The following is a 21,790-nucleotide window of genomic DNA, read 5'->3' on the forward strand; positions in this document are numbered from 1 at the left end:
TATGAAGAGCCTGAAGAAAACCCGCCGTATCCAGATTATCGCGGTTGCCGCTGTGGCACTGACCCTGTCCACATTGCTGATCGGTTACGCCATGCGTGACGGGATCAATTTCTTCCGCTCTCCGTCACAGGTTGTGGCCGAACCGCCCGCCCCGACAGAGGTGTTTCGCATCGGTGGGCTGGTTGTTCCCGGCTCTATCGTGCGTGGGCAGTCCGATACAGTCCGTTTCCATGTCACCGACGGCCCCGCAATGGTCGAAGTGCATTACCGTGGCATCCTGCCCGACCTGTTTTCCGAGAATGAAGGCATGGTCGGCACGGGTCGCCTGATTGACGGTGTGTTTCAGGCCAGCGAAATCCTTGCCAAACATGACGAGACATATATGCCGCGCGAAGTGATGGAAGCCTTGCGCGAGCAGGGCGAATGGCGCGGCCCGGACCCCCAAAGCCTGCCAGAGCCGCAAACCTGAATATTGCGCAACTGCGGCCATCGGCGATGTGGTTTGTCGCGTGGCGACGTAACTTGCATAGCGCAGGCCGCATCGCTCCAGGGGCTTCCCTAACCTTCATGAGTGCGGCGATCTTTGGTGTTCGATAAGCGCAACTGACTGGCGGTCTGGACCCGCCAATCAAAGATTTTCAACGCAAGATTCGTCTTGAAAAGGGGCTGCTGGAAAAACTCTCAGCGCCCCTCGAAACTTGCAGGCCGCTTTTCCAGAAACGCCAGAACGCCTTCCTGAAAGTCACGAGTCTTGCCCGCTTCGGCTTGTAGTTTGGCTTCCAGCACAAGTTGCCCGTCCAACGTGTTGGCAAGGCTGGCGCGCAGGGCTTTGCGAATGTTGCGATAGGCCACAGTCGGCCCCTCGGCCAAGGCCCGTGCGCGCGCCATCCATGCCGCTTCAAAGCGTGCATCTTCCGCCATTTCCCAAATCATGCCCAGCTCGACCGCCTGCTGCGCGCTGATCTTTTCGGCAAACAGCATCGCGCCCATGGCGCGGGCAAAACCGATCTGGCGCGGCAGAAACCATGTGCCGCCCGCATCGGGGATCAGCCCGATCCGGCTGAATGCCTGGATGAAACTGGCCGATTGCGCCGCAATCACCACATCCGCCGCCAGCGCCAGATTGGCCCCGGCCCCTGCCGCAGACCCATTGACCGCCGCTATCACGGGCACAGGCGCGTCATATATCGCGCGCAACATCGGCTCGTATTCTTCGCGCAGGGTGCGTTCCAGATCGATCTGCGCGGCATTGCCCCCGTCACCCAGATCCTGCCCGGAACAAAACGCCCGCCCATTGCCCGTCAGCACCAGAACCCGTGTGCGCGCGCCCAAATCCTTCAGCGCGTGGGTCAGTTCTGCGCGCATCTGCTTGTTCAAGGCGTTCATCACATCAGGGCGGTTCAGGGTAATCACCCCGATCCCCTCCTGATGACGGGCAAGCAGCGTTTCATAATCCATGCATATTCTCCGACATTTTGCTGCATCATCATACCGTGCAGCGCTGCCGGGAAAAGCCCGGACGGTGCGTCAGTCTTTCAGAAGTTCTTTCAGCCGCTTCTCTTCCTCCGCACTCAGCCCGCCCTTTGTCGGTTCGGGCGCGCTGCCGCGCTGGCGCAGATACAGCCCTGCCGACAGCATCGCGATCAGAAACAGAACCGGCGCTGCAACCCACAGGATGATATTCACCCCATCCGTGGTGGGGCGCAGCAGCACATATTCACCGTAACGCTCAACGATGAAGGACATCACCTCTGTATCGCTATCCCCCTCGACCAGCCGTTCGCGCACCAGCAGGCGCATGTCGCGCGCCAGATCCGCGTTGGATTCGTCGATGGACTCGTTGCGGCACACCAGACAGCGCAGCCCAGCCGAAATATCGCGCGCCCGCGATTCCAGAACCGGGTCATCCAGAATCTCATCCGGCTGCACGGCCCAGGTTGGGCTGGCCAAGGCGATCAGGACCGTTGCGAGGAGCAGGCGAAATCTCATCATTCCGCCGGCACCGCATTAGGCCGCGTGCGCTCTGCGCCCGCGGCAATCCTGTAGCGTCGGTCTGACAGGCTGAAAATTCCGCCCAGCGCCATCAGGAAACACCCGAACCACAGCCAGTTGGCAAATGGCTTGATATAGGTGCGCACCGCCCAGCCCCCGTTATCCTGCGGATCGCCCAAGGTGATATACAGGTCGCGGTGGATTTTATAGTCAATCGCCGCTTCGGTCGTGGGCATGCCTGCAATCGGATAAAACCGCTTTTCGGGCTGCAAGGTGGTGATCAGGCGCCCGTCGCGATAGGCCTCCAGCGTCCCCATGGTCGAAACGTAATTCGGCCCCTGAACACGGTCCACAGAGGTCAGGGTCAGCGTATAGCCGCCCTTGTCGAAACTCTCGCCAATCTGGACAACGCGAATATCCTCGGTTTCCCAGCCCACCAGCGCGGCGACGGCAAAGATGGAAATTCCAAGCCCACTATGCGCTGTGAACTTGCCCCAATCCGCACGCGGCAGGCGCGACAGCCGTTTCATCCGGTTGCCTATCGCGCCACGTCCGGTTCTGCTCCAGATATCAGCGAGTGACCCCAGAACCACCCATAGCCCAAGCGCCAGTCCGATCGGCACCAGCGGCGAATTGCCGGTTTGCAGCGCCCATGTCAGCGCGCCCATCGCCACCGAAAACGCTGCAAGCCCCCAAAGCGGGCGCATCGTGCGCGTCAGGTTTCCGCGCTTCCACGGCAGCATTGCCCCGATCGGCAAGACCATCGCCAACGCCACCATGAAGGGGGTGAAGGCCATGTTGAAGAAGGGCGGGCCCACCGACAACACGCGGTCAAACAGCATCTCGGCCACAAGCGGCCACATGGTTCCGATAAAGATCACGAAAGACGACACCGCCAGCAGTACATTATTGATCACCAATGCAGACTCGCGGCTCACCGTTGCAAAGACACCCTTTGCTTCCAGCACCGGGGCGCGGAGGGCGAACAGCGTCAGCGCACCGCCCATGAACGCAGCCAGAATCATCAGGATGAACACACCGCGCTCGGGGTCCATTGCAAACGCATGAACCGAGGTCAGCAGCCCAGAACGCACGATAAATGTACCCATCAACGAGAAGCCGAAGCCCAGAATTGCCAGCAGGATTGTCCAGCTTTTCAGCGTTTCGCGCTTTTCCACCACGATGGCGGAATGCAGCAGCGCTGCGGCAAACAGCCAGGGCATCAGGCTGGCATTTTCCACCGGGTCCCAGAACCAGAACCCGCCCCAGCCAAGCTCGTAATAGGCCCACCAGGACCCGGTTGCGATGCCGATGGTCAGAAACACCCAGGCCGCCAGCGTCCAGGGCCGCACCCAGCGCCCCCAGGCCGCATCAACGCGCCCTTCGATCAGCGCGGCCACCGCAAAGCTGAACGCCATCGAAAGCCCCACATAGCCCAGGTACAGAAACGGCGGGTGGAAGGCGAGGCCGGGGTCTTGCAGCAGCGGGTTCAGGTCGGTGCCGTCAAAGGGCGGAAATTCCAGCCGCGTAAACGGGTTGGATGTGAAGATCGTAAACGCCATGAAGGCCGCCGTGATGCCCGATTGCACCGCCAGCACCCGCGCTTGCAGGCTGGCAGGCAGGTTGCCCCCGAACCACGCCGCCGACGCACCAAACAGCGCAAGGATCAGCACCCAGAGCAGCAACGAGCCCTCATGGTTCCCCCAGACCCCGGAAATCTTGTAGATCAATGGCTTGAGCGTGTGGGAATTGTCCACGACCAGCTTGACCGAGAAATCCGACACCAGAAAGGCATAGGTCAGCGCGGCATAGCTGAAAGCCACCAGCAGGAACTGGACGGTGGCCATAGGGTTGGCCACAACCATCCAGTCGCGCCACCCTTTATGGGCACCGACCAGCGGAATTACGGTTTGGGCCAGTGCCACGGCAAAGGCCAGAATCAGGGCGAAATGTCCGAGTTCTATAATCATGAATCTGCTTCTAGCCCAAACTGCGCGGCTGGCAAATACCCTAGATGCATCAGGGGCGCGGCCTTCGGTCACAGATTGGTCAGCTGTGCCAAGGCGCGCGCGGCCTTGTCCTTTGGTCGCATTTGCCGCGATGCGGGCTTGACCCTGTGGCGCGTGCAGGCCAGCCTTGCCCCAGTCCATGTGAAGGGAGCAGACATGACGCAGGATTGCTCAAGCATAGAGCGCGTGCAGGCATTGCTGTCAGACCAATCCTATGTCGCCGATCGCGCGCTCTCGACAGTGGTGTTTCTGGCCCTCGCCCTCAATCGCCCGATATTTCTGGAGGGCGAACCCGGCACCGGCAAGACCGAAATCGCCAAGGCCATCGCCACCGCATTGGGCCGCCGCCTGATCCGCCTGCAATGCTATGAAGGGCTGGATACAACCGCCGCCGTCTATGAATGGAATTTCGCTTCCCAAATGATCGCCATTCGCGCCGCCGAAGCGCAGGGCGACAAGGACAACACGGGCGCGTTGCGCAAAACCCTGTTCGGCCCCGAATTCCTGATCGAACGCCCCTTGCTTCAGGCCATGCGCCCCCAGCCCGGCGGCCCGCCCGTCCTGCTGATCGACGAGATTGACCGCACCGACGAACCCTTCGAGGCATTTCTGCTCGAAGCGCTGTCCGACTATCAGGTGACCATCCCTGAATTGGGGCCCATCAAGGCCGCTGAACCGCCCATCGTCATCCTGACCTCCAACCGCACCCGCGAAGTGCATGACGCGCTCAAGCGGCGCTGCCTCTATCACTGGGTCGATTACCCCGATTTCGCGCGCGAACTCGAAATCCTCTCCGCCCGCGCCCCCGAAGCCTCGGACCGCCTCTCGCGTGAGGTGGTGGCCTTTGTCCAGCGCCTGCGCAGCGAAGATCTGTTCAAGAAACCCGGCGTCGCCGAAACCATCGACTGGGCGAAATGCCTGCTGGCGCTCGATGTGCTCGAACTCTCCCCCGAAGTAATCGCCGACACGCTCGGTGCGATCCTGAAATACCAGGATGACATTGCCCGCCTGCAAGGCATGGAAGCGAAAAAGATCCTCGATGAAGCCCGCCAATCCCTGGAACCTGCATGATTTTCATCCTTGCTGAAATATCCTGGGGTGAATTGGCGCAGCCAAGAGGGGCAAAGCCCCTGAACCCCCGCTGACTGATGGCGCGCTATACTGATCTCGCTATTCCCGAAGACGGCAAGCTGGTCGACAATATCACCCATTTCGCGCGTGCCCTGCGCCGTGCGGGGCTTCCCATCGGGCCCGGCCGGGTGCAAGCCGCGATAGAGGCCGTGGCCGTGGCCGGTTTCGACCGCAAGCCGGATTTTTACTGGGTGCTGCATTCGGTTTTCGTCAACCGTCCTGAAGAGCGCCTGATCTTCAACCAGATTTTCCGCCTGTATTGGCGCGACCCGCGCTATCTCGAACACATGATGTCACTGATGCTGCCCGCGATCCGCAATGTAGCCGAGGAAAAGGCCGCCGAGGCCGCAGCAAAACGCGCCGCCGAAGCGCTGCTTGACGGGGCCGAAGCGCCCGACCGCCCACAGGCCCCTGAGGAGGGCGAGAATACCGAAATCCAGATTGACGCCTCGCAGACCGCCTCTGGCGAAGAACGGCTGCGCACGCTCGATTTCGAACAGATGTCCACGCAAGAGGCCGCGCAGGCACGGCGCATGCTGGCAAAGCTGTCGCTGCCGGTCAAACCGCTGGCCACCCGCCGCCTGAAACCCGATCTGCGCGGCCGTCAGCCCGATTGGCGCCGCACCCTGCGCGCCTCTTTGCGGCAGGGCGGCGAGGTCACGAAGCTGCATCACCGCCGCCCGGCGACCCGCTGGCCCGCCTTGGTGGTGCTGTGCGACATATCGGGGTCAATGTCGCAATATTCGCGCATGGTGCTGCATTTCGTCCATGCGGTGGCCAACCGGCAGGGGCAGGGCTGGGCCAAGGTGCATGCCTTCACCTTTGGCACGCGCCTGACCAACATAACCCGCCACCTGCGTACCCGCGATGTTGATGCCGCGCTGGGCGCGGCGGGCGCGCAGGCGCAGGACTGGCAGGGCGGTACCCGCATCGGGGGGTGTTTGCGCGCCTTCAACCGCGACTGGTCGCGCCGGGTTCTGGGGCAGGGCGCAGTGGTGCTGCTGATCTCGGACGGGCTGGACCGCGATGATCCCGACCTGCTGGCCCATGAGATGGAGCGCCTTCATCTGTCCGCGCGCCGGTTGATCTGGCTTAACCCCTTGCTGCGCTGGGACAATTTCGCACCCCGCGCGCGGGGTGTGCGCGCCATGCTGCCCCATGTCGATGCATTTCGCGCCGCCCATTCCATCGCCTCGCTCGAAGCCCTGGCGGCGGCCATCTCCGACCCGCAGGACCGCGGCGAGAAGGCGCGGCTGATGGCGCTGCTCAATGATTGATCTCGACGCGTCTTTGCGTCACGATAGGATCAGCTCAAGGAGGGCCGCGAGATGCAGATCAGCGCAACCAGTGACGAGCAGACCGTCATTTCCACATTCGAGATGACACCGGGCACCTGCACCGATGTACTCGAAGCCTTGCAAGACGCCTATGACAAGGTCATTCGCCATCAGCCGGGCTTTCGTGGCGCGGCGCTTCACGTCAACGATGCCCAGACGCGCATTTGCACCTATTCGCGCTGGCGCGCGCGGGCGGATTTTCAGGCCATGCTGCGCACCCCCGAAATGCGCGAGCGCAACCGCGCCATCGCCGCACTCTGCGCGCGATTCGAACCTGTGATGTATGACGTCGCCGCAACCTATCCGGCGCAGTGAAAGCCCTGTTGCATGCGTGTCTTTCTGGGGCTGGAACTGCCCACGCATATCCGCAGCCAGCTTGTGTTGCAGCAGTTTCTGCTGCCGGTCAAACGCAAGCTGCCGCCCGAGAATTTCCACATCACGCTGGTCTTTCTTGGCACTGCGCAGATGCCGCAGCTAGAGGCGCTTGACGAGGAACTGTCGCGCCTTGATGTCGCGGATTTCGAGCTGCGCCTTGAAGGGCTGGGGCTGTATGGCAAGGGCGCGCCCCATAACCTTCATGCGCGCGTAACCCCTGTGCCGGAATTGCTGGCGCTGAACCGCAAGCTGATGCATCTGGCGCGCGGCGCAGGCTTCACCCCGGAGGCACGGCGCTACAGCCCGCATGTCACCCTGTCCTATCTGCGCCCCGACAGCTTCAATCAGGCCGAACTGGAAGCGGCGGTGGCCCGTGACATGGGCTTTCGCAGCGATGCGTTCACCGTGTCGGACATCGCGCTGTTCCGCTCGCATCTGCGCCCGGATGGGGCCGAATACGATGTGCTTGAACGCTACCCCCTGTCGGTAAGGGGCCGCGATGTGAAGCTGTAGCTGTGCAGCACGGCGCCATTATTGCTCAACCAGTCGCGATAGGTCTGATAATCGGGCATCAATTGCGCCACGCAGGACCAGAATACCCGCGAATGATCCATGTACTCCAGATGCGCGACCTCATGCGCCGCGACATAGTCCAACACCTCTGGCGGGGCCATGATCAGCCGCCACGAGAACATCAGCCGCCCCTGCGCGGTGCACGATCCCCAGCGCGACCGCGTGTCGCGCAAGGTGATCGCGCTGAAGGGCTTGCCCAGTGCCTGAGCATATCGCGTGGCCGCCGGAACCAGCGCCGCGCGCGCGCTGGCTTTTAGGTAGGTCGCCACCCGTAGCGCCGTCCGCGTTCCGGTCGGATCAGGCGGGACCAGCAATTCCGCATCCCGCACCCGGATGCGCGACCCGGTGCTTGCGGTGATTCGCAGGGTCCGCCCCCCGAACAGGATGTCCCCGCCAATTTCCACCCTTGTCGGCTCTGGCAGTCGCGTCAGCGCGGTGCGCAGCCATATTTCGCGTTCCTGCAAAAATTCCAGCGCCTCGTTCAGATGCGCGCCGCGCGGCATGGTCAGGGTGATCCGCCGGTCCAGCCCCGACACACGCAGGCTTAACCGCCGGGCCTGTCCCGAACGCCGCAACTGCACAGCAATCTCGGGTGACCCTTGCAATATCGCAATTCCGTTTTCGACCCGCATCTGCCCTCTCATCGGGGGTGTTATCGTCCATATTGGCTGTCCCATGCGGGAATTTGCCCCTGCAAGCGGCAATGCCGGCCTCACAGGTCTTTACAGCATGACCGAGTTATGGCACGGCACCAAGCTTGAAGGAAGGCACGCGAACAAAGGAAATGTCGATGTCCAATCCAGAATGGGGCGTTAAGCGGGTCTGCCCTGAAACCGGAAAGCGGTTTTATGACCTGAACAAATCACCGATCATCAGCCCCTATACGGGCAAGGTGGTCACGATCGACACCAATGATCGTCGCGAAGAAGCGAATGCCGCCGCGTTGAAAGCCAAGGCCGCATCCGAGAAGGATGAAGATGATCTGCTGGTGGATGACGATGATGCAGTCGAAGTCGATGACGAACTGCTGGAAGATGATGATGAAGATACTGTCGCGCTGGATGATCTGGCCGATGTTGCATCGGATGATGACGACTGAGTGATTGAGAGCGGCAGATCAGTGTTTTTTTTGTTGCACTGGTCTGCGCGCTCTCGTATGAGGCGGCAACGCAACGATACGTTGTTGCAAAAGTGGGGCCATAGCTCAGTTGGGAGAGCGCTTGAATGGCATTCAAGAGGTCAGCGGTTCGATCCCGCTTGGCTCCACCAGATAAACCGGGAAGCCGGATAGAAAAAAGCCTCGCTCCGGCGGGGCTTTTTCTGTGTAACCCGCCGGGGTTGCCGGATATTTGCAACACTCCGACCCTGCTCAGATTGCGGTCTGGCCTTGCATGGTCCGGCCCAAGGCTGCCAGTCCGACATCGCCTATTCGGCAGGTGGGACAGCGCTGGCGGGGCGCATATTTCTGGGCAGGAACGGGACCAGCAATTCCCATCCTTCGCGCAATGTGGCACGCCCGGTCGGAAAGGCGCTGATGACCAGAACCGTTAGCCCATATGACACCGCTGCACCTGTCAGCAAGGTCAGGATTGGCGGTTCCGGCAGCAGTGGCCGGATCAGGAACACCCCGCCGATTGCCAAATGCGCCGCCAGCATCAACGGCCCCGCAGACGCAATGACATCGCGCAACGCCACCGGACCTTTGCGGCACAGCCAGACCCACAGAATCGGCGTTTTGACATATTGCGCAACAGACAGCGCGATGGCGACACCAACCGCCCCATAGGGCAACCCGAGCACATAGGCGCAAAGCGCCAGCCCCGCCATGATTCCCCCCCAGATCATGAAATCGCGTGTGCGTCCCTGTGAAATGAACAGCCATTCTGATGTACTGTTCAGCATATGCAGCAGGCTTGCAAAACCCAGCGCCTGAAAGATCGGTGCCGCGTTCTGCCACTGCGCGCCAAGCGCCAGCTCCACCGCCGAATCCGCCAGCGCGATGGCACAGGCCACCCCCGGCAAGGACACGATTAGCAGCAGCCGCTGTACCCGAAGATAGGCACTGCGATAGCGATGTGGTTCATCCAGCAACCGTGACAGGCTTGGAATCATCACCCGTTTAAGCGGGTTGGACATTTGAAGCATGGGAAAAAGCAGCAATTTATAGGCGCGGTCATACAAGCCCAACTCAAACACACCCCAAGCCCGACCGATCAGCACCTTATCGCTGTTATGGGTCACAAAATTGCTCAGGTTAAAACCCGTGACCCCCGCACCAAACCCCAGAAGCGACCGCCCTTGCGATACCCATCTGGGGCGGCTGGGCAGCCAAGCGGCGCTGATCCATGTCAGTAAGGTGGGAACCAGCGTGCCCGCGACCATACCCGCAAACACCGCCCAGTAATCCGGCCTGTACAGCGCCCAGAGCGTCGCGACACCAAAGGCGCTGACCGCGCCTGTGGCCGAAATTGCGGCGACCCTTCCAAAATGCATCCTGCGTTGCAAAATAGCCCCATGTTGCGCCGACACGCCGCTGATCAGCACAATAACCGACAGCGCCGCAATAAGCGGGCCGATCCTGTCGTCGTTATAGAAGGCTGCGATCATGGGGGCAGCTAGAAACAGCAACGTGGCCAGCGTCAGGCTTGCCGCAATATTGACCCAAAACAGAAAACTGACCTCTTCCTGCCGGATATTGGGGCGTTGCACTGTCGCCTGAAGCAGCCCGAAATCCTGCATCATCCCGACAAGAACGATAATCGGCAAACACATCGCGATCAGGCCGAAATCGGCAGGCGCCAACAATCGCGACAGCACCACAACCGACCCGATCTGCGTGGCCAGCATGACGGCTTGCGACAGTGCCGTATGTAATGCACCACGCCCGACACTGGACCTGAGAGAGCCGGCAGGGGGATCGAAGATATTCTGGCGCAAGAGAAAACCTGTATCGTTGCCAAGTTGCCAGAAACCGGCCCGGTGTCTGGCCACACGAATTCGGATCGCGGACAGGGTTAATGCCCAATTTCCTTAAATGTTCCAAACTGATTGGGAACAAAGCGGCGCTGTGGCAGTTTTCGGTCGTAAGCTGGCATCTGTTCAGTCATGAGCTGGCCCAGGCAAAGCGCTTGTCCCACAGGCAAACGGAAGCAGAGTTGACCATGACAGATATCCCCCGCGTTTCGGTGATCATTCCGACATTCAACCGGCATATGTATCTTGCAGATGCAGTCCGTTCGCTGCTTGACCAGACCCGCCCGCCTTTTGACATCGTGGTCGTGGATGACGGCTCAACCGACGGCACACCGGGCATAGAGGCCGAATTCGCCCCCTTCATCACCTATATCCATCAGGACAGCGCTGGCAGACGTACCGCCATTGCCACGGGCCTGAAACATTGCCGGGGAGAGCTTGTCTGGATCATGGATGACGATGACATCGCCGCATCCGATGCGCTGGAACGGTTGACGGCACCATTTCGCGACAATCCCGCCCTTGTCCTGAGCTATGGTAATACAATCCGCATTGAACCGCCCGGCCAGAATGCACCGGATCTGCCTGGCGCATCTCCCGATGATCCGCGCCCCTTTCTTGTCCAGCTTATGGAAGATGGCTTTGCCGCCGGTCCGCCCTGTGTGCTGGCGCGCCGCGATGCGCTGGTGCGCATGCTGCCCTTCGACCGTTCGATTATTTCATCGGTCGATTATTACCTCAGCATGGGCCTTGCATTGCAGGGACCGGCAGCCTTCGTTGACAGCGTGGTGCTGCATCAGCGCCAGCATCCGGGGCAGCGCGGCCCCAAGGGCGACCGTCAGGCACAGGCCGAATGGGGCACAAACTGGATCTATCACGACACATACCTGCTCAAACAGGTGATCGCAGACCTGCCGCTTCAGGCTTATGTAAACGCGCCCCCTTGGAAAGAGCGCGCGCTGACCCCAGAGCAGCAGCGCCTTGCGCTGATACAGAAAGCGGTGATCGCAGGCCGCAAGAAATTATGGCCCGAAGCGACCGCTGCATTGCAACAGGGCATGAACATCCTGCCCGATACACCCCTGAGCGCAGATGAAACACGCGTGCTCGCGGGGATGCTGGGGTGCCGCTACGGAATTGCCGAGGTGCATCAAAACCCCGAGATCCTGCTTGGTCTTCGCAAGGTCTGCGCCGGGCGCAGGGACCGGACCAGAATTCTGGTCACCCTGTCGCGACCGCTGTTGCACGACATCGGGCTTGCCCGCAGCGACCGTGACCTGACGCGCGCTGCGCAAATCATCAGATCATGGTCAAGGCTGATGGGCATCCCGGCGACATGGGGCGCTTTGAAATCGGCATTCGGACGCAATCTTGCAAAAAAGACGACAAACCCGCGCGCAGGCTAGTGTTCGCCACCTGACGCAAGAGACACTGTGACTGTTGGGAGGGCGTTGTTTAGGGTAGATGGTTTCGACAAGCCGCGCAGCGCCGTGCCGTGGGTGCGGCCCTTTGAGTCGCGGCGGCCTTCGGCCTTGATTCCGCGCAACCCTATGCTCCATTTGTCCGGCAAAGCCGCCCCTTGCGACAGAATCGCGTGTGGCGCGGGAACCTTTCGTCAGGTGGCGAACACTCGGGCTTGGCGCGCAAACCTGTCGCCGTGGACCACCTGTTTCAATCTGTTCGGGAACAATTCACCACAGCGCGGGTTCACGCCCCATATCTCAGCGCCAAATTTTCGTGTGAGGGAAAAGCCAAGGTGTATTGATGCGACAACACGCTCCAGCAGTTTCAGAAGGCCGCCAGACCATATTTCTAACCAGAACACTCAGGCGGCACTTTCAGCGGATTTGATGACACAGACACAAGCTATGGTGCCGATATCCAATTTCGGACAAATGGGAATTCATGATGAAAGAGTCACTCCGCGTTTCGGTGATCCTGCCAACCTTCAATCGAGAACGATATCTAGCAGACTCCATCACCTCGATACTGGAACAGACCAAACCGCCGCTGGAAATTCTGGTGGTTGACGATGGCTCGACCGACCGCACGCCAGAAATCTGTTCACAGTTTGCCGCACTGATTACCTATATCAGACAAGATAACGCAGGCAAACTGACAGCCATTGCGACAGGTCTGGACAAGGCTGGCGGCGACCTTGTCTGGATCATGGATGACGACGACATCGCCGCGCCCGATGCGCTGGAACGCCTGACCGAACCCTTTGCCCGCAATCCTGAACTTGTGCTAACCTATGGCAAGATGACCCGCTTTGACGAGGGCGCCCTCCAAAGCCGGGAAGAGGTTGTCGAATACCCAGAAGATGGCAGGCCATTTCTTGTCCGACTGATGGAGGACTGTTTCATCACCGGACATCCATGTGTCCTTGTGCGCCGTGATGCCTTGGAACAGATGCGACCCTTTGACAGCAAAGTCTTGGCATCAGTCGATTATTATTTGCATCTGGGTGTCGCGATTCAGGGGCCCGTGGCTTTCGTTGACAGTGTGGTTCTTCGGCAAAGGCAGCATCCGGGCCTTCGCGGTCCCAGAACCCTCCGCTACGCAGAGGGCGATAGAAACGCAAAATGGATCGCGCATGACGCATATCTGCTGAAGAAATTGATATCTGACCTGCCGCAACGCGCCTATCTGGCCCCGCCACCCTGGAGCAAACGCCGCCTGACCGCCGCCGAACAGCGCATGGCCTTGATTCAGAAATCCGTCATCGCGGGCCGCAAGAAACTGTGGCCAGACGCGATCGACTCTCTCGATGCCGCGCTCGATATCATGCGCGATACCCCGCTGCGACAGGATGAACTGAATGTGTTGGCGGGAATGCTGGGCTGCCGCTATGGCATTTCCGAGGTGCATGAGGCACCTGACATCCTGCACGAGCTGTACACAGCCAGCGTTGAGCGCGACGACCGGACAAGAATTCTGACCGCCCTGTCGCGCCCATTGCTGCACGAGATCAAGATTGCGTGGCGTCAACTGGATGCGACGCGCGCGGCACAGGCCGTCAGGTCATGGTTCCGGCTGATGGATGTGCATGCAACATGGTGTGCTTTTCAATCCGCTGTTGGGCGTAACCTTGGCAGGATGGCCACAAGGTCACGCGCAAGCTAGTGCTTGCCGCCTGACACAAGATACCCGATGACTGCTTGAGGGCGCTGCGGACATTCAGTTGCGCGGAGTCGAGGCCGAAGGCCGCCGCGCATCGCCGGGCCGCCCCCACGGCACGGCGATTGGGCTGCCCCCAGCGCAACGATCTGATCTTTCAGGGACTTGGCCAGCATAAAGCGCTATAGAGTAAGCCTTGGATCGCCGCACCGCGGCCCGACGCTACGCGGCTTTGCACCCCGCCTCGCTATGTCCGTAAAGTCCCGCATAGCCGCCAATCGCGAAAGAAACGCGTGTGGCGCGGGAGCCATTCGTCAGGTGGCGAGCACGAGGATTTTGCACCTGTCAAAAGAAACCTGACGACAGGTTTGAGGGCTGCCCCGATTTGACCGGCGCAAAACCAAGGCGCACGGGCACGCATAGTGGAATTTTCCCGACCCGAAGGCTCACCCAAAACTCACCCCTTGCTTCTCGCGGCAGAAGATAGCGCAGATCAGGGGTTCGCGCGCCAGTCCTTCAGCGTCTCATAGCGTTCATGCCCCAGAACCGAGCGCGCAAGCCGCTTGATCGTATTGCGCCCCTGCGCAAGTGACCCTGCCCGCGCAACACTCGACAGAACCGCGACGGCCGATGGCTCGATCAGCGTATGTGTTTCGACACATAGAACCGGTTTGCCCGACAGGCGGGCAATCTTGTGCGCCTGCGCGTTCTCGCTTTCGATGAATAACCCGAAAGCGCTTTTGCGGTAGAATTCGGCCTTGAAACTGCCATGCGCCGCCAGGCGCTGGCGTTCGGCCTTGCTGGGCAGGTCCAGCATCACCAGTTGATTGTAGCGCACGCCCGTTGCGGCCAGCCACGCTTCGGTCTGTGGGCGGTATTTTTCCAGACGGCTGGTCACCAGCGCCCCGATGGTCCGGGTCATCGGATAAAGCGGGCGGGCAGATTTCAGAAATTCGATATAGGCCGCGCCATCATCGTTCTGGTTTTCAGATGGGTCATGACACAACACGCCATCAATATCGACACAGGCATGTTCCAGCGCCACATGATGCATGAAATTCCACTGAAATATGCGGGGCTGCAGGACGACTTCAAAAACAAGGTCGGTTTCCGGATGCTGGGTCGTGGCCCCGTAAACCGCGCCATAGATCACCGTATCGCCAAGATTGGCCGCCGCAACGCGCTGGCGCACAGTGGTCATGGCCTCGCCTGTGCGAATGCTGTCATCAAGGATCAGCACCTTGCGCGGTCCTGATGTCGTGTTGCGCAGGCTATGGGTTTTTGTGGTCCCGGCCGAATAGACGCGCCCCTCAAGGTAGCTGTCCAGGTCAGACATGCGGATGTTGCCTGCCAGCGCAAGCAAATTGGCCGCAAGCAGGCCACTTCGGGGCACGCCGACGACCAGATCAAGATCACGCGGCAAACGGTGCATGTTTTTCACGATAGCCGCATTCATGTCACTGATAGAACGATAATGCATAGATCAACTCACATTGCGCCCCTTGGGGCTATGGACCGGGCCAAACGCGCAGCCAGACATGCGCGTCACCGCAGAATATGCGGTGTGATGAAGTTTCAAAACTTCGGCGCGCGCCCTTTGTTCCCGGATTTTCTGGAACACCCGGTCTCCGCAGGGCTATGGCCGCCTGTCCGGCGGCCTCTAGCAGCGCCGAAGTGATGGTGTTCTGTGCCTGTTGCAAGATGCCACCATAAGTCACACAGGTCTGCTTTGCGGGACGGAGCGGACATTCAGCAGTGGCTTAGAAGATTCTGACAACAATAGTTGGCAAGTAGCTTCTTTTATCCTAAATCACAGTGGCAAGGTGCCAAAAAGCAAACGGCCTACGCAGTGTGAAATTCGAGACATGCGAGGGGGAGGCATGAGTTGATTCAGCCACTTTTCAGGTTTAAAGACACTGCCATTCTCGTTTTACCATTGCTTGGGATTGTCTCAATATTCTGGTGGTCATTCTCAAGAGGCATACCCACACCTTTTTGGCCGCTTCTATCAATAGCAGACGCAGCGAATTTGTTCTCTGGGATTTCTATCCATGTAATCGCCGCAATCTTTTTTTCTCGCGTGATGAGAGTCTTTCTTCACTACTGGCTAACCATTAGTCGCGGCTACATTCCGGGCGCGAACAAGAAGAAAGTAAAGGAATTCTGGCGGAAAATAATATACTTGATAAATCTTTCCAGACGATTTCTTAGAACAAGAAGTTCCTTCGTTGAAGTTCTTTTTGGATTCTATCTCTTTTCAATTTTTTTGTTTGGAAAAGTTAATTTGGCTTTGTTTCTGGTGACTATTTTGATTTCGTATTTAGCTTTTATGGGGCTCTACAGTCTATTTTTTCGAGTCCGAGTTCAGAGCACCTTCTTTATGCCCCCAGTCCCATTCGGAGCTTCACCTGATAGGATTTCAAAATTTAAGATTAGCTGGATAGTTACATCTTTAATATTGGCATCTTTTATTTTTGGCAGCGCGCTTAGGTTGCATCGCGAAGAAAATTCGGTATGTATTAAAACCAGTGAGGAATATATAAATGCGTCTGTGGTTTTGGCTGCTAGAGATACATTAATCATTGCACGGCATCGTCAGGATAATAAGCCAAATTATTCTGCTCTCCCTTTTAGCGCACTAGAAAAGATAGATGCAGATATGACCAACTGCGTAGTCAATTAATGTTGAGAACTATTGGAATGTAGCTTGACCGTCCGCAATGGGCTCATCGCGTATCTTGTCTTAGCTGATAAACTCCAGCACATGCCACGTCCCCGCAGATCAGCCGGGCCGCGCCAATGATCCCGCCGCGCCCTTTTGTGGCACCCGTCCGCCCGTTGCCTCTGTCACTCCGGCGGCCGCCGTGCGGACCAACTCGCCCATATCCTTGGCGCGTTCAAGTGACAGCCGGAATACCGGGCCAGAGATGGACAGGCCCGCAACCGGCTCTCCATGGGCGTTGAAGATGGGGGCCGCAATACAGCGCATTCCTTCGGTGCGCTCTTCATTGTCGATCGCATAGCCGCGTGCCCGCGTGTCGATCAGGTCATTCTCCAGCGCGATCCCATCCGTCAGGGACGCCGCGGTAAACCCCGGCAGGCCCTGTGCCATGATCCGCGCCACCCGAGTAATGGGGTAATAGGCCAATAGCGCCTTGCCGATCCCTGAGACATGCATCGGGCTGCGTGTGCCGGGCGGAAAGAAGGCGCGGATTGCCTCATGTGTTTCCACTTGGGTCAGGAACAAGACCTCGTCCTTCTCCTCGACCCCCAGATTGGCCGTCTCGCCAGTTTCGCGCATCAGCGTCTGCATCGCGCCACGCGCGCGTTCCGCCAGTTTGGTCCGGCGCAGAAATGCAGACCCGACCCTGAAGGCCCCCGCGCCGACATGCCAGCGCTGCCCTTCCGCTTCCAACTCGACCATGCCATGTGCCTGAAAGGTGCTCAGAACCCTGTAGACCGTTGCTGGCGACTGGTCAGCCGCTTGCGCCAGTTCGGTCAGGGTCAGCCCGCTGCTCTCTGACAGCACCCGCAAAATACCCAGCGCGCGGTCCAGCGACTGGACAGTGTTCTGTTCGCTTTTGTCGTGAAAGGCGCGGGGGCGGCCACGGGTTCGGGGTTCTGCCATGATATGCCTCTTTTTCATGTTTTCCGAAAAAGCATTTCAGCCGGTGAAAAAAGAATTCTGCAATAGTGTCAGAGGGTAACCCGTATTTTTCGCCCTGTAAAAAATAATTTCAAAAAAATTGCAACCCTGCACCGGGGCCGATAATGTCCTTATAAATCAAGGGGGAGGAGTAAGCCCGATGTCCACACACAACCCTGTCTTCATTCCAGGACCGACGAATATACCCGAAGAAATTCGCAAGGCCTGCGACATCCCGACTCTCGACCACCGCTCTCCGGCCTTTGCACGCCTGTTCAAACCCGCAGTTGCCGGAATACGCCGTGTTCTGGCAATGGATCAGGGGGAAATCATCATCCTTCCCTCGACCGGAACTGGCGGCTGGGAAGCGGCGATCACCAATACTTTATCGAGCGGTGACAAGGTGTTAGCCCCCCGGTTCGGGATGTTCAGCCATCGCTGGATCGACCTGTGTCAGCGCCACGGTCTGGATGTGCAGATCATTGAGACCCCTTGGGGGCAAGGCGCCCCACTGGCCGAGATAGAGGCCGCCTTGCGCGCCGATTCCGCGCATGAAATCAAGGCTGTACTGGCAACGCATAATGAAACCGCAACGGGTGTGCGCTCTGACATTGCAGGCATTCGACGCGCCCTCGATGCTGCCGGGCACCCTGCTTTGCTGTTGGTCGATGGCGTGTCATCGATCGGGTCCATGCCCTTCGATATGGCAGGTTGGGGGGTGGATATTGCGGTTGCCGGTTCGCAAAAAGGATTCATGCTGCCTGCCGGTCTGGCGATTTTGGGCGTGTCGCCCAAGGCCTTGAACGCAATGGAAAAAGCAACACTGCCGCGCACGTTCTTCGACTTCCGCGATATGCTGGCCGCTTATGCCGCAGGGGGCTATCCCTACACCCCGGCGGTCGGTTTGATCGCAGGTCTGGCCAAGGCCATAGAGATGCTGGAAGACGAGGGGCTGGAGAATGTCTATGCCCGTCATCACCGCCTGGCCGAAGCCACCCGCCGCGCGGTTGCAGCATGGGGCATGAGGCCCTGTGCCGCCACCCCGGAGCTGTATTCGGATACAGTCACCGCTGTTGTGGTGCCCGAAGGATGCAATGGGACCGACCTGGTGCAACTGGCCGCTTCTAAATATGGCGTCGCCTTTGGTGTGGGGTTGGGGGAGGTTGCCGGCAAGGTGTTCCGCATCGGGCATCTGGGAATGCTGAGTGATGTGATGTTGTTGTCCGGGCTGGCCACGGCAGAGATGTGCATGGCGGATCTGGGTTGGGATGTGCAGCTTGGGTCGGGCGTTGCAGCCGCGCAGGAGTATTTGCGCAACTCTGCTGGCGTTGCGCTTGCCCGAGCGGCGTAACCGGGGCGCTGCCCCGGACCCCGGAGTATTTTTCGCAAGAAAATGAGGGTGAGATGAAAGACATGACCGATATGTATATCCCGACCTATGATGATGTGCTTGCAGCCCATGCGCGGATCGCGCCGCATATCCACCGCACGCCGGTTCTGACCTCAAGTTATTTCAATGATTTGACCGGGGCCGAGTTGTTTTTCAAATGCGAGAACTTTCAGAAAGCGGGGGCGTTCAAGGTGCGCGGCGCGTCGAACGCGGTGTTCGGCCTGTCGGATGAGATGGCCGCAAAAGGCGTTGCCACGCATTCAAGCGGCAATCATGCGCTGTCATTGAGCTATGCAGCCGGGCGGCGGGGGATTCCGTGCCATGTGGTGATGCCGCGCACCGCGCCGCAGGCCAAGAAAGATGCTGTGCGCGGCTATGGCGGGATCATAACCGAATGCGAACCCTCGACCACTTCACGTGAGGAAGTGTTTGCAAGGGTTCAGGCGGAAACCGGGGCCGAATTTGTTCACCCCTATAATGACCCGCGCGTGATTGCGGGGCAGGCGACCTGTTCGAAGGAATTGATGGAACAGGTCGAGAGGCTGGACTGTGTGATTGCGCCCATCGGGGGCGGTGGCATGGTATCAGGGACATGCCTGACGCTGTCAAATATTGCGCCACAGGTCAAAATCTATGCAGCAGAGCCGGAACAGGCGGATGATGCCTATCGCAGCTTCAAGGCGGGTCATATCATCGCGGATGATGCGCCGGTGACAGTAGCGGACGGGTTGAAAGTGCCGCTGAAGGACCTGACCTGGCATTTTGTGAGCAACCATGTCACCGATATTCTGACCGCGTCAGAGCAGGAGATCATTGATGCGATGAAGCTGACCTGGCAGCGCATGAAGATCGTGATCGAGGCGAGCTGCGCCGTGCCGCTGGCCACGATCCTGAAGAACAGGGACGTTTTTGCCGGCAAGCGGGTCGGCGTCATTATCACTGGTGGCAATGTCGATATGGACACATTGCCCTGGATCACGAAATAAGGGGAGTTCCAGATCATGAATGCACCAACCAAGTTTGACGGGCTGGAAGTGGGCTATGACGTGCCCGCGCTGCCGGGCATGGATGAGGCCGATATTCAGACGCCTTGTCTGATCCTTGATCTTGATGCGCTGGAGCGCAACATCAAGAAGATGGGCGATTATGCGCGCGCGCATGGGATGCGCCACCGCGTGCATGGCAAGATGCATAAATCGGTCGATGTTGCAAAACTGCAAGAGTCTTTGGGTGGGGCCTGTGGCGTTTGCTGCCAGAAGGTCAGTGAGGCAGAGGTGTTTGCGCGCGGAGGCATCAAGGATGTTCTTGTGTCAAATCAAGTGCGTGATCCGGCCAAGATCGACCGGCTGGCGCGGATGCCGAAGCTTGGCGCGCGCACGATCTGTTGTGTCGATGATCTGGCCAATGTTGCAGATCTGTCAGAGGCCGCGCAGCGCCACGGCACCCAGATTGAATGTCTGGTCGAGATTGATTGCGGCGCGGGGCGCTGCGGCGTGACCACCACGCCTGCGGTGGTCGAGATTGCCAAGGCGATTGACGCGGCGCCGGGGCTGAAATTCGCAGGGTTGCAAGCCTATCAGGGTGCGATGCAGCATATGGACAGCTATGAGGACCGCAAGGCCAAGATCGACGTGGCCGTGGCGCAGGTCAAGGACGCGGTGGATGCGCTGAAGGCCGAAGGGATCACCTGTGATATAGTTGGCGGGGGTGGCACAGGCAGCTATTATTTCGAGAGTAATTCGGGGGTGTATAACGAGCTGCAATGCGGGTCTTATGCCTTCATGGATGCCGATTATGGCCGGATTCTGGACAAGGATGGCAAGCGCATTGATCAGGGCGAGTGGGAGAATGCGCTGTTCATCCTGACGAGCGTGATGAGCCGCGCAAAGCCTGGCAAGGCGATTGTCGATGCGGGCCTGAAGGCGCAGTCGGTGGATAGCGGCCTGCCGGTGATTTTCGGGCGTGACGATGTGAAATATGTCAAATGTTCGGATGAGCATGGCGTTGTTGAGGACCTTGGCGATGTGCTTAAGGTCAATGACAAGCTGCGGCTGGTTCCAGGGCATTGCGACCCGACCTGCAATGTCCATGACTGGTATGTCGGCGTGCGCGGCGGCAAGGTGGAAACGCTCTGGCCCGTGTCAGCGCGCGGCAAGGCCTACTGAAACTCAAGGCCCCTTCTGGGGCCTTAAATCCCTGAAATTGAAGGAATACCCATATGTGGATCGTGCCAGAATCCGCCATTCCCGGCCTTGTCGATGAGCAATCGGCCTTTGATGCCATCGAGGCCACTTTTGCCGCCATGTCGCGCGGTGATGCCTATAACTTCCCTGTCGTGCGCGAGGCGTTGGGGGAGGGGCGGCAATATGGGTTCAAATCGGGGCTGGACCGGGTTGGCGCGCTTCTGGGTGTCAAGGCGGGCGGGTATTTTCCCGGCAATGCAGAGCGCGGCATCCCCAACCACCAGAGCACGGTTTACCTGTTCGACCCCGATAGCGGCAAACCCACAGCGATGGTGGGCGGCAACCTGTTGACGGCGCTGCGCACGGCGGCGGCCAGCGCGATTTCGATCAAGCATCTGGCGCGGGCGGATTCGGAGGTGTTGGGCATGGTTGGTGCGGGCCATCAGAGTGCGTTTCAGATGCGCGCCGCCGTGCGGGCGCGCGGCTTCAAGAAGGTGATTGGCTGGAATTATCACCCCGAGATGTTGTCGCGCCTGGCTGATACCGCGGCGGAACTGGGGTTGCCTTTTGAGGCGGTCAGTCTGGAGCAGCTTGGGGCCGAGGCGGATGTGATCATCACGATCACATCGAGTTTTGATGCGATCGTGCAAGATGCGCATATTCGCCCCGGCACGCATCTGGCCTGTATGGGCACGGATACCAAGGGCAAGCAGGAGGTCGAGGCCGCTATTCTGGCGCGCGCTTCGGTGTTTACCGATGAGGTCGCGCAATCGGTCAGTATTGGCGAGGCGCAACATGCGGTTGCCGCCGGGCTGCTGAGTGAAGGGGCGATTACAGAGATTGGCGCGGTGATTAACGGCGCACATGCCGGGCGCGCGGGTGCCGAAGAGATTACTGTGTTCGATGGCACAGGCGTGGGCTTGCAAGACCTGGCGGTTGCCTCGCGCGCGGTGGAACTGGCTGTCGAACGTGGCCTTGCGCAACAGATTGCGTTTTGAATTAGGCGCGGGCCGCCCGGCGAGCGCTTGAATGCGCGGGGAAATCATCCGATAACACCCCGA

Annotated in this window: 20 protein-coding genes and 1 tRNA gene; 14 read left to right on the top strand and 7 right to left on the bottom strand. The window is 59.4% G+C overall.

Going from position 1 to position 21,790, the window contains the following annotated elements; genetic code table 11:
* The first annotated feature begins 1 nt into the window (after position 1).
* Positions 2 to 469 (top strand): cytochrome c maturation protein CcmE, encoded by a 468-nt coding sequence (gene ccmE / locus EV660_RS03070; RefSeq protein ID WP_071481443.1) that lies wholly within the window; start codon positions 2 to 4, stop codon positions 467 to 469.
* 212 nt (positions 470 to 681) lie between these two features.
* On the opposite strand, the gene EV660_RS03075 is transcribed toward ccmE, so the two are convergent.
* The 3 genes from EV660_RS03075 to EV660_RS03085 all read right to left on the bottom strand — a co-directional run bounded on the left by EV660_RS03075 (position 682) and on the right by EV660_RS03085 (position 3,962).
* Positions 682 to 1,458, bottom strand: a complete 777-nt coding sequence (locus EV660_RS03075; RefSeq protein WP_071481442.1) for an enoyl-CoA hydratase-related protein — start codon at positions 1,456 to 1,458, stop codon at positions 682 to 684.
* Positions 1,459 to 1,527: 69 nt separating this feature from the next.
* Positions 1,528 to 1,992, bottom strand: a complete 465-nt coding sequence (locus tag EV660_RS03080; protein WP_071481441.1) for a cytochrome c-type biogenesis protein — start codon at positions 1,990 to 1,992, stop codon at positions 1,528 to 1,530.
* Positions 1,989 to 3,962, bottom strand: coding sequence for a heme lyase CcmF/NrfE family subunit (locus EV660_RS03085; protein WP_071481440.1), 1,974 nt, complete (start codon positions 3,960 to 3,962; stop codon positions 1,989 to 1,991). Before EV660_RS03085 ends, EV660_RS03080 begins: the two co-directional genes overlap by 4 nt.
* 195 nt (positions 3,963 to 4,157) lie before the next feature.
* Between EV660_RS03085 and EV660_RS03090 the strand changes: the two genes are divergently transcribed.
* From EV660_RS03090 to thpR, 4 genes are all read left to right on the top strand, one after another.
* A complete protein-coding gene (locus EV660_RS03090) occupies positions 4,158 to 5,072 on the top strand; it encodes an AAA family ATPase (RefSeq protein WP_071482267.1) in 915 nt (304 codons plus the stop codon).
* A gap of 77 nt (positions 5,073 to 5,149) precedes the next feature.
* On the top strand, positions 5,150 to 6,409 hold the full coding sequence (locus EV660_RS03095) for a vWA domain-containing protein (protein WP_071481439.1): 1,260 nt from the start codon (positions 5,150 to 5,152) through the stop codon (positions 6,407 to 6,409).
* Positions 6,410 to 6,460: 51 nt separating this feature from the next.
* On the top strand, positions 6,461 to 6,784 hold the full coding sequence (locus tag EV660_RS03100) for an antibiotic biosynthesis monooxygenase family protein (RefSeq protein ID WP_071481438.1): 324 nt from the start codon (positions 6,461 to 6,463) through the stop codon (positions 6,782 to 6,784).
* A 12-nt stretch (positions 6,785 to 6,796) separates the two neighbouring features.
* A complete protein-coding gene (thpR, locus tag EV660_RS03105; RefSeq protein ID WP_071481437.1) occupies positions 6,797 to 7,357 on the top strand; it encodes an RNA 2',3'-cyclic phosphodiesterase in 561 nt (186 codons plus the stop codon).
* Here thpR and EV660_RS03110 read toward each other — a convergent pair.
* The gene (locus EV660_RS03110) at positions 7,318 to 8,061 is read right to left on the bottom strand and encodes a M48 family metallopeptidase (protein WP_246028971.1); all 744 of its coding nucleotides are present in this window, start codon (positions 8,059 to 8,061) and stop codon (positions 7,318 to 7,320) included. The genes thpR and EV660_RS03110 overlap by 40 nt on opposite strands.
* Before the next feature lie 146 nt (positions 8,062 to 8,207).
* Here EV660_RS03110 and EV660_RS03115 point away from each other — a divergent pair, with 146 nt between their 5' ends.
* The gene (locus EV660_RS03115; protein WP_071482265.1) at positions 8,208 to 8,516 is read left to right on the top strand and encodes a TIGR02300 family protein; all 309 of its coding nucleotides are present in this window, start codon (positions 8,208 to 8,210) and stop codon (positions 8,514 to 8,516) included.
* A 94-nt stretch (positions 8,517 to 8,610) separates the two neighbouring features.
* Positions 8,611 to 8,686, top strand: a tRNA-Ala gene (locus EV660_RS03120).
* A 156-nt stretch (positions 8,687 to 8,842) separates the two neighbouring features.
* On the opposite strand, the gene EV660_RS03125 is transcribed toward EV660_RS03120, so the two are convergent.
* Entirely contained in the window at positions 8,843 to 10,354 is a 1,512-nt protein-coding gene (locus EV660_RS03125) for a lipopolysaccharide biosynthesis protein (RefSeq protein ID WP_071482264.1), read from the bottom strand.
* Between the two features lie 224 nt (positions 10,355 to 10,578).
* Between EV660_RS03125 and EV660_RS03130 the strand changes: the two genes are divergently transcribed.
* Both EV660_RS03130 and EV660_RS03135 read left to right on the top strand, forming a co-directional pair.
* Positions 10,579 to 11,796 (top strand): glycosyltransferase family 2 protein, encoded by a 1,218-nt coding sequence (locus tag EV660_RS03130; protein WP_157798948.1) that lies wholly within the window; start codon positions 10,579 to 10,581, stop codon positions 11,794 to 11,796.
* A 502-nt stretch (positions 11,797 to 12,298) separates the two neighbouring features.
* On the top strand, positions 12,299 to 13,516 hold the full coding sequence (locus EV660_RS03135; RefSeq protein ID WP_157798947.1) for a glycosyltransferase family 2 protein: 1,218 nt from the start codon (positions 12,299 to 12,301) through the stop codon (positions 13,514 to 13,516).
* Between the two features lie 487 nt (positions 13,517 to 14,003).
* Here EV660_RS03135 and EV660_RS03140 read toward each other — a convergent pair whose 3' ends face one another.
* Complete coding sequence (locus EV660_RS03140) at positions 14,004 to 14,990, bottom strand: phosphoribosyltransferase (RefSeq protein WP_071481434.1); 987 nt, start codon at positions 14,988 to 14,990, stop codon at positions 14,004 to 14,006.
* 405 nt (positions 14,991 to 15,395) lie between these two features.
* On the opposite strand from EV660_RS03140, the gene EV660_RS03145 reads away from it, so the two are divergent.
* Complete coding sequence (locus tag EV660_RS03145) at positions 15,396 to 16,193, top strand: hypothetical protein (protein ID WP_134013848.1); 798 nt, start codon at positions 15,396 to 15,398, stop codon at positions 16,191 to 16,193.
* 99 nt (positions 16,194 to 16,292) lie between these two features.
* Here EV660_RS03145 and bhcR read toward each other — a convergent pair whose 3' ends face one another.
* On the bottom strand, positions 16,293 to 17,138 hold the full coding sequence (bhcR, locus tag EV660_RS03150) for an HTH-type transcriptional regulator BhcR (RefSeq protein WP_232727300.1): 846 nt from the start codon (positions 17,136 to 17,138) through the stop codon (positions 16,293 to 16,295).
* A gap of 178 nt (positions 17,139 to 17,316) precedes the next feature.
* Between bhcR and bhcA the strand changes: the two genes are divergently transcribed.
* From bhcA to bhcD, 4 genes are read left to right on the top strand one after another with little or no spacing between them, the layout of a single operon-like run.
* A complete protein-coding gene (gene bhcA / locus EV660_RS03155; RefSeq protein WP_071481432.1) occupies positions 17,317 to 18,507 on the top strand; it encodes an L-aspartate--glyoxylate aminotransferase BhcA in 1,191 nt (396 codons plus the stop codon).
* Positions 18,508 to 18,560: 53 nt separating this feature from the next.
* Positions 18,561 to 19,532 (top strand): beta-hydroxyaspartate dehydratase BhcB, encoded by a 972-nt coding sequence (gene bhcB / locus EV660_RS03160; RefSeq protein ID WP_100319188.1) that lies wholly within the window; start codon positions 18,561 to 18,563, stop codon positions 19,530 to 19,532.
* Positions 19,533 to 19,547: 15 nt separating this feature from the next.
* Complete coding sequence (gene bhcC, locus EV660_RS03165; RefSeq protein WP_071481431.1) at positions 19,548 to 20,711, top strand: 3-hydroxy-D-aspartate aldolase BhcC; 1,164 nt, start codon at positions 19,548 to 19,550, stop codon at positions 20,709 to 20,711.
* A gap of 53 nt (positions 20,712 to 20,764) precedes the next feature.
* A complete protein-coding gene (gene bhcD / locus EV660_RS03170) occupies positions 20,765 to 21,727 on the top strand; it encodes an iminosuccinate reductase BhcD (RefSeq protein WP_071481430.1) in 963 nt (320 codons plus the stop codon).
* The last annotated feature ends 63 nt before the right edge of the window (positions 21,728 to 21,790 follow it).

The organism is Roseinatronobacter bogoriensis DSM 18756 (genome assembly GCF_004366635.1).
GTDB classification, from domain to species: domain Bacteria; phylum Pseudomonadota; class Alphaproteobacteria; order Rhodobacterales; family Rhodobacteraceae; genus Roseinatronobacter; species Roseinatronobacter bogoriensis.